At 52.8% G+C, this 6078-nt stretch carries 5 protein-coding genes; 1 reads left to right on the top strand and 4 read right to left on the bottom strand.

Annotated elements, in window-relative coordinates; all coding sequences use genetic code 11:
• The 4 genes from LBF86_00745 to LBF86_00730 form a co-directional block, all read right to left on the bottom strand.
• The coding region (locus LBF86_00745; GenBank protein ID MDR0664039.1) for a hypothetical protein at positions 1-300 on the bottom strand (300 nt) is incomplete at its 3' end.
• 497 nt (positions 301-797) lie between these two features.
• Entirely contained in the window at positions 798-2153 is a 1356-nt protein-coding gene (locus LBF86_00740; GenBank protein MDR0664038.1) for a phosphomannomutase/phosphoglucomutase, read from the bottom strand.
• Position 2154: 1 nt separating this feature from the next.
• A complete protein-coding gene (locus LBF86_00735) occupies positions 2155-3918 on the bottom strand; it encodes a polysaccharide biosynthesis protein (protein ID MDR0664037.1) in 1764 nt (587 codons plus the stop codon).
• Positions 3915-4151 (bottom strand): hypothetical protein, encoded by a 237-nt coding sequence (locus LBF86_00730; protein ID MDR0664036.1) that lies wholly within the window; start codon positions 4149-4151, stop codon positions 3915-3917. Before LBF86_00730 ends, LBF86_00735 begins: the two co-directional genes overlap by 4 nt.
• 45 nt (positions 4152-4196) lie before the next feature.
• Between LBF86_00730 and mnmG the strand changes: the two genes are divergently transcribed.
• Entirely contained in the window at positions 4197-6068 is a 1872-nt protein-coding gene (gene mnmG, locus LBF86_00725; GenBank protein MDR0664035.1) for a tRNA uridine-5-carboxymethylaminomethyl(34) synthesis enzyme MnmG, read from the top strand.
• Positions 6069-6078 lie beyond the last annotated feature (10 nt).

The raw sequence follows: 6078 nt of genomic DNA, 5'->3' as shown, positions 1-6078 counted from the left end.
CTGGATGGAATTAGCGTAGTCAGCGGAGCTGCCGCCAAGACTCTTTTGCCATGCGATAGAGCCGTTTGCGTTTAGTTTTACGATCCAGTAGTCGGGATTGCCGGTAGAGCCGCGATGATTGGTTACATCGCCGTCGTTAGAGTGGCTTTCACCCGCGATAATATAGCCGCCGTCGCTTGTCTGCCCAATAGAACGAGCGTAGTCATAGTCGCTACCGCCAAGCGATTTTTGCCACTCTATAGCGGGGACATTGTTGTTGTTGTTGTTACCGCCTCCGCCGCCTCCGCAACCCGCTAACAATATTAGAAAGGTTAGGCTAATTACAGAGAGAGAGAGAGAGAGAGAGAGAGAGAGAGAGGAATCTTTTTTTGACCTTCGATAACGCGATTAAGGATCGATCCAAACTGAATGAGTTGCATTGCAACAATCTCCTTCCTGATGAAATCAAAATTAGCGAATGCTAGATCAATTTCGCTTAAATTAGCGTTGATTTAACATCTTGCCCAGCGAAAGCAAAACGTAGCGTAGCGGCGTTTGATCGAGAAACGCCGATTTATATTACCGCCTCGTTTGTCGCTATTAAAGCGGCGAAAGCCTCCAAATTTTAATCCGCAAAGGCGTTTAGCTAAAAAACGTATAAACGCTTTTGAACGATTAGCGCCGTTTTATGACGCGAAAGCCGCTTTTTACGGCGGCTGGCGCTAAAAAACTCGCGCCGCAGACTTTACCACGCAAGGGCGCGAAGATTGAACGCGCAAATCCCGCGCGTTTAGGATTGAAAGAGGCGGCGATCGCCGTTATCTGCACGTATCTAACAGCGCGCTAAGCGAGGTTTGGATCGTTCGCAAATTTTCAGGGCTATTCGCCTCGAAGCGCGTTACTAAAACGGGCGTTGTGTTGGACGCGCGCACCAACCCCCAGCCGTTTTCAAAAACTACGCGCACGCCGTCTATATCGATAGTTTCGCGTATCTTTGGCAGATCGGCGTTTGGGTTTTTTAGCGCGACTTTCAGGCGATCGATAATGTTAAACTTCTCCTCTTCGGTCGTTTTGACTTTAAGCTCGTCGGTCGAATAGAGTTTGGGCAGTTTTTCAAGCTCCGCGTCGAAATCAAAGCCCTCTTTCACAAGCTCGACAAGGCGCAAGGCGGCGTAAATCGCGTCGTCGTAGCCAAAATAGCGATCGTTGAAAAATAGATGTCCGCTCACTTCGGCGGCAAAACTCGCGTTTGTCTCTCTAATCTTCACCTTGAGGTTGCTATGCCCCGTTTTGTGCATGATCGCCTTGCCAAATTTGTTGATCTCGTCATACATCACTTGAGAGCATTTAACCTCGCCGATCACGATCGGGTTTTTGATATGGCGCGCTAAGAAAATCGAGAGAATATCGCCTTTGAAGTTGTGCTTGGCGCTTAACATCGCGACGCGATCCGCGTCTCCGTCGAAAGCAAAGCCGTATTTTTGCCCGCTCGTTTTCATCTCCTCTTTTAACAGCGCGAGGTTCTCCTCTTCGCTTGGATCGGGGTGGTGGTTGGGAAACGTTCCGTCCGGCTCTTCAAATAGCAGTTTCGCCTCGATCCCTAAGTTTTGCAAAACCGGCTTAAGCGCGATCGCCGCCACGCCGTTGCCTATATCGAAAACAAGCGGCGTTTTCAACCCTTTTAACCCCTTAAACTGCTCGCTAAGATAGGCTATATAGCGGCTAAGCGCGTCGATCTTTTCGGCGGCGAAATTATCGGGGATACTCTCGTCGCAGGCGGCGACTTTTCGTCCAAGCGCGTAAATCTGCTCGCCAAAGAAGGGCGCGTTGGCGATCGTAATCTTAAAGCCGTTGTATTCGGGCGGATTATGGCTGCCCGTGATCATCACCGTAGCGTCCGGCTTCGCGCCGTTAAACTCCTGAAAACCCGCGAAGTAACTAACCGGCGTGGGCGACATACCTATATTTAAGACCTTTAGATCGGCGCGGTTAAAGCCGCTGGCAAGATAGTTGAACAGCGCGGGCGAATGAACGCGCGCGTCGTATCCAATCGCTACGACTTTGCCAGCTCCTATCTCGCGTCCAAGCGTAAAACCTATTTTTTTGACGCTCTCGGCGCTTAACTCCTTTTCAAAAATACCGCGTATATCGTATTCTCTAAAGATGGATTGCATGTTACGCTCCTTTGTTGTGGTGAAATTCGGGCGCGATCGCCTTTAGGATCGCGGCTATCTCTTCGTCGCTAGATTGCGTAAGCGCGGCTATTTGCGCGTTTAGCGCCGCGAAATCGGTCTTTGTGGGTTTGCCGACGAAAATAGAGGGGTATTTCGCGGTTTTTTCGCTCTCGTCGATCAATAGCTCTTCGTAAAGTTTCTCGCCCGCGCGCAAACTAGTATATACGACGCCAAGCTCCGGCTTATTCGCCAAAGCGAGCATCTTTTTTGCCATATCGGCGATCTTGACCGGTTCGCCCATATCCAGCACGAAAATTTCGCCGCCGCGCGCTAACGAAGCCGCCTGCAACACAAGCTCGCACGCCTCGCTCGTCAGCATAAAATAGCGCGTGATCTCAGGGTGCGTTACGGTGAGCGGCTTACCTTCGTCGATCAGCCGCCGAAAGCGCGGGATAACCGATCCGCTCGATCCTAACACGTTGCCAAAGCGCACCGCCGCTAGGCGCGTAGCGCCGCTAGGCGCGTTTTGTAGGTAGAGTTCGCAGACGCGCTTGGTCGCGCCCATTATGTTTGTCGGGCGCACCGCCTTATCGGTGGAGATTAGCGTGAAGACCTCGACGCTATGTTTGATCGCCGCGTCGATACAGTTTTTAGCGCCGATTATGTTGTTGATCGCCGTAGATTTCGGGTTTGCCTCCGACAGCGGGACGTGTTTATACGCGGCGGCGTGCAGGACGATCTGCGGCTTTGTTTGGGCAAACAACCTATCTACCGCCTCCCTATCGGAGACGTTTAGCGTTATCAAGCGCGCCTTTTCAAGCTCCTGTCCGATCGAGTAGAGGTTGTATTCGCTTGAATCGACCAAAATCAACTCGCTGGCGCCAAATCGCTCCGCTTGTTTGGACAGCTCGCCGCCGATTGTCCCTCCCGCGCCCGTAACGAGAACCTTTTTGCCTTTGATAAAAGCGGCGATCGCCTCTTTGTCAAGGTCTTTTGGATTTCGCGCTAAAAGGTCCTCGATTTTCAGCTTTTCATATTCGCCGTCCAACCGCGCGACGCGCCTCGCCTGAGTTACGCCCGCTTCGCTTAAGCGTTCGTAAATCTCTTTTAGCGAGGTTTCGCCGTCCTCCGCGATAATCGCCTCCGTAACGCCGCGTTTGGCGGCGAGCCCCTTAAACTCGTCGAAACCTACCACCTCCAACCCGTGAATGCGCTGTTTGCGTTTAAGCGGATCGGAATCGACAAAAAAACGCGCCGCGTATCTGCCGCGATCGAGCGAGCGAAAGACCCGCTCGCCGTTCTCGTTCGCGCCCACAATCGCGATCGCCTTTGCCGTTTCGCCGCCGCGCGCGCGCGATTCGACGACGAAACGTTTAGCCACGCGCAACGCGCCGATCAGCACGATAGAGATCGCGCCGTCTATAACGGGGATCGATTTGGAAAAATCGGGCAGGGTATTGCCAGATAAGCCGCTCGCGGCGAAAAACAGCGCGAAAAAGAGCGCGTAGGCGAGCGCGTGCGCCCATGCAAGCCGCTGCAATCCGTCCAGCGAAAAGAAGCGCCAAGGGACGCGATAGACGCCAAACGCGCCAAACGCGCCGATTTTTAGCGCCCATAAGATCGGGAAATAGAACCAAAGCCCCTCAAAAAACGGCTGGGGAATATCGAAGTTAAATCGCAAGAGATACGCGAACAGAAACGATAAAAACGATAAAACCGTGTCGAAAATCAGAAAAAAACCCAGCCGTTTCGTAACGACGCTCATAGCGACTCTTTCGCGATCGCGCCGATTTGGGACGCCAGCGCCTCAAAACGCGCCTTGTCGAGATAGTAGGATCGATCGTTGATTTTTAGCTCGTAACAGTCCGCGCCTAGCTTTGCGATCGACGCGTCGCGCGCGATGCCAAGCTCCGCCTCTTTGCGCGCCACTAGCGTTCCGATCCGTTCCAGATCGTTTAATATATTGGTTAGCTCTTGCGAAATATTTTCTTCCAACATCGACCCTTTTAGTTGCTCAACGGTTATTTTATTACAATTTCGCCAATGCAAAAATATGATTTAATCATTGTCGGCGGCGGACACGCCGGAGTAGAAGCCGCGCTCGCCGCCGCCAAAACGGGACGCAAAACTCTGTTGATAACCCCGCTTATCTCTCAGATCGGCGCGATCAGTTGCAATCCCGCCGTCGGAGGTCTCGGCAAGGGACACCTCGCCAAAGAGACCGACGCTTTGGGCGGCGTTATCGGGATTTTGACCGACAAAGCCGCGCTGCAATACCGCACGCTAAACGCCTCCAAAGGTCCGGCGGTGCGCGGCAGCCGCGTTCAGATCGACATGGATACCTATCCGCTTTTTGCCCGCGAATACTGCTTAGCCGAGCAAAACTTGATCGTTTCGCAAGATATGTTAGAGGAGCTTATTATCGAAGGCGGCAGGATCGTCGGCGGCAAAACCAGATTGGGAGCGGAGTATCGCTGCGCCGCGATCGTATTAACTACCGGCACTTTTTTGGATTCCGTCGTTCATCTAGGCGAAAAAAAACTAAAAATGGGGCGCATGGGAGAGATGCCGTCTATAACGCTCGCGGCGCAGTTAAGATCGCTAGGTTTCGAGATAGGCAGGCTAAAAACAGGCACCTGCCCGCGCATAGACGCGAAGTCGATTGATTTTAGCAAACTGATCAGGCAAGAGTGCGACGAGGCGCCCAAACCTTTTAGCCTAAGAACGCCGATCGCCAATTTCGCGCCCGCGCAAATCCCCTGCTTTATCGCCGAAACCAACGAAAAAACGCACGAAATTATCCGCGCGGCGTTTGATCGCTCGCCGATCTTTACCGGACAGATCACGGGCGTGGGACCGCGCTACTGCCCAAGCGTCGAGGATAAAATTAGCCGTTTTAGCGATCGGACGAGCCATCAGATTTTCGTCGAGCCGCAATCGCGCTTAAGCGGCGAATACTATCTTAACGGGCTTTCCACCTCGCTGCCAATCGACGTTCAAGAGGCGTTTATTCGATCGATAAACGGGTTTGAAAAAGCGGAGATTACCCGCTACGGCTACGCGATCGAATACGATTACATTCAGCCGACGGAGTTAAAGCATAGTCTCGAGACTAAGAGGATCGCGGGGCTATTTTGCGCGGGGCAGATTAACGGCACGACAGGCTACGAAGAGGCGGCGGCGCAGGGGATTATGGCGGGGATTAACGCCTCGCTGTTCATCGCGCGGGAGGATCCGTTTGTCTTAGGGCGCGACGAGGCGTATATCGGCGTTTTGATCGACGATCTAGTAACCAAAGGGGCGAACGAGCCGTATCGAATGTTTAGCAGCCGCGCCGAATACCGCCTGCAGTTGCGAGAGGACAACGCCGATTTGCGTCTGGCGAAATACGCCTACCGCTACCGACTAGCGGATCGCGCTTTGTTTGATCGCGCCGAGCGCAAAGCGAACGAGACGAGCGGGGGCGTTAATTACCTCAAAACCCGTTTTCTAACCAACAACGCGGAAACGTTAAGCCGTCTAAAGGCGATCGGCGAAGAGGCGATCGGCGAAAAAACCTCGCTTTTGACGCTCGCCTCGCGCCCAAGTTTTAACGAGGCGAAATTGCGCGCGATCGACGGCTATTTTGAAAAGGTAAGCGCCGAAGCTATAGAGCAGATTCTTATCGCCGCGAAATACGATCACTATCTAACTAAACAGCAAGAGCAGATCGAGCGCATGAGGGAGATGAAGACGCTATCTATCCCAGCCGATCTTGATTTTAGCGCGATCGAAGGGCTTGGCGCGGAAATCACGCAAAAGCTGAAGCGCTTCCGACCGCAAACGCTTTTTGACGCGGAACAGATCAGCGGTATGACCCCCGCGGCGCTGGATATTTTAGCTATTAAAATCGCGTTTTTGAACAGGCGCAGATAAATTTAGGCGC

This window comes from Helicobacteraceae bacterium (assembly GCA_031258155.1).
Lineage (GTDB): Bacteria > Campylobacterota > Campylobacteria > Campylobacterales > SZUA-545 > JAIRNH01.
This window is presented reverse-complemented; position numbering and strand designations above follow the sequence as displayed.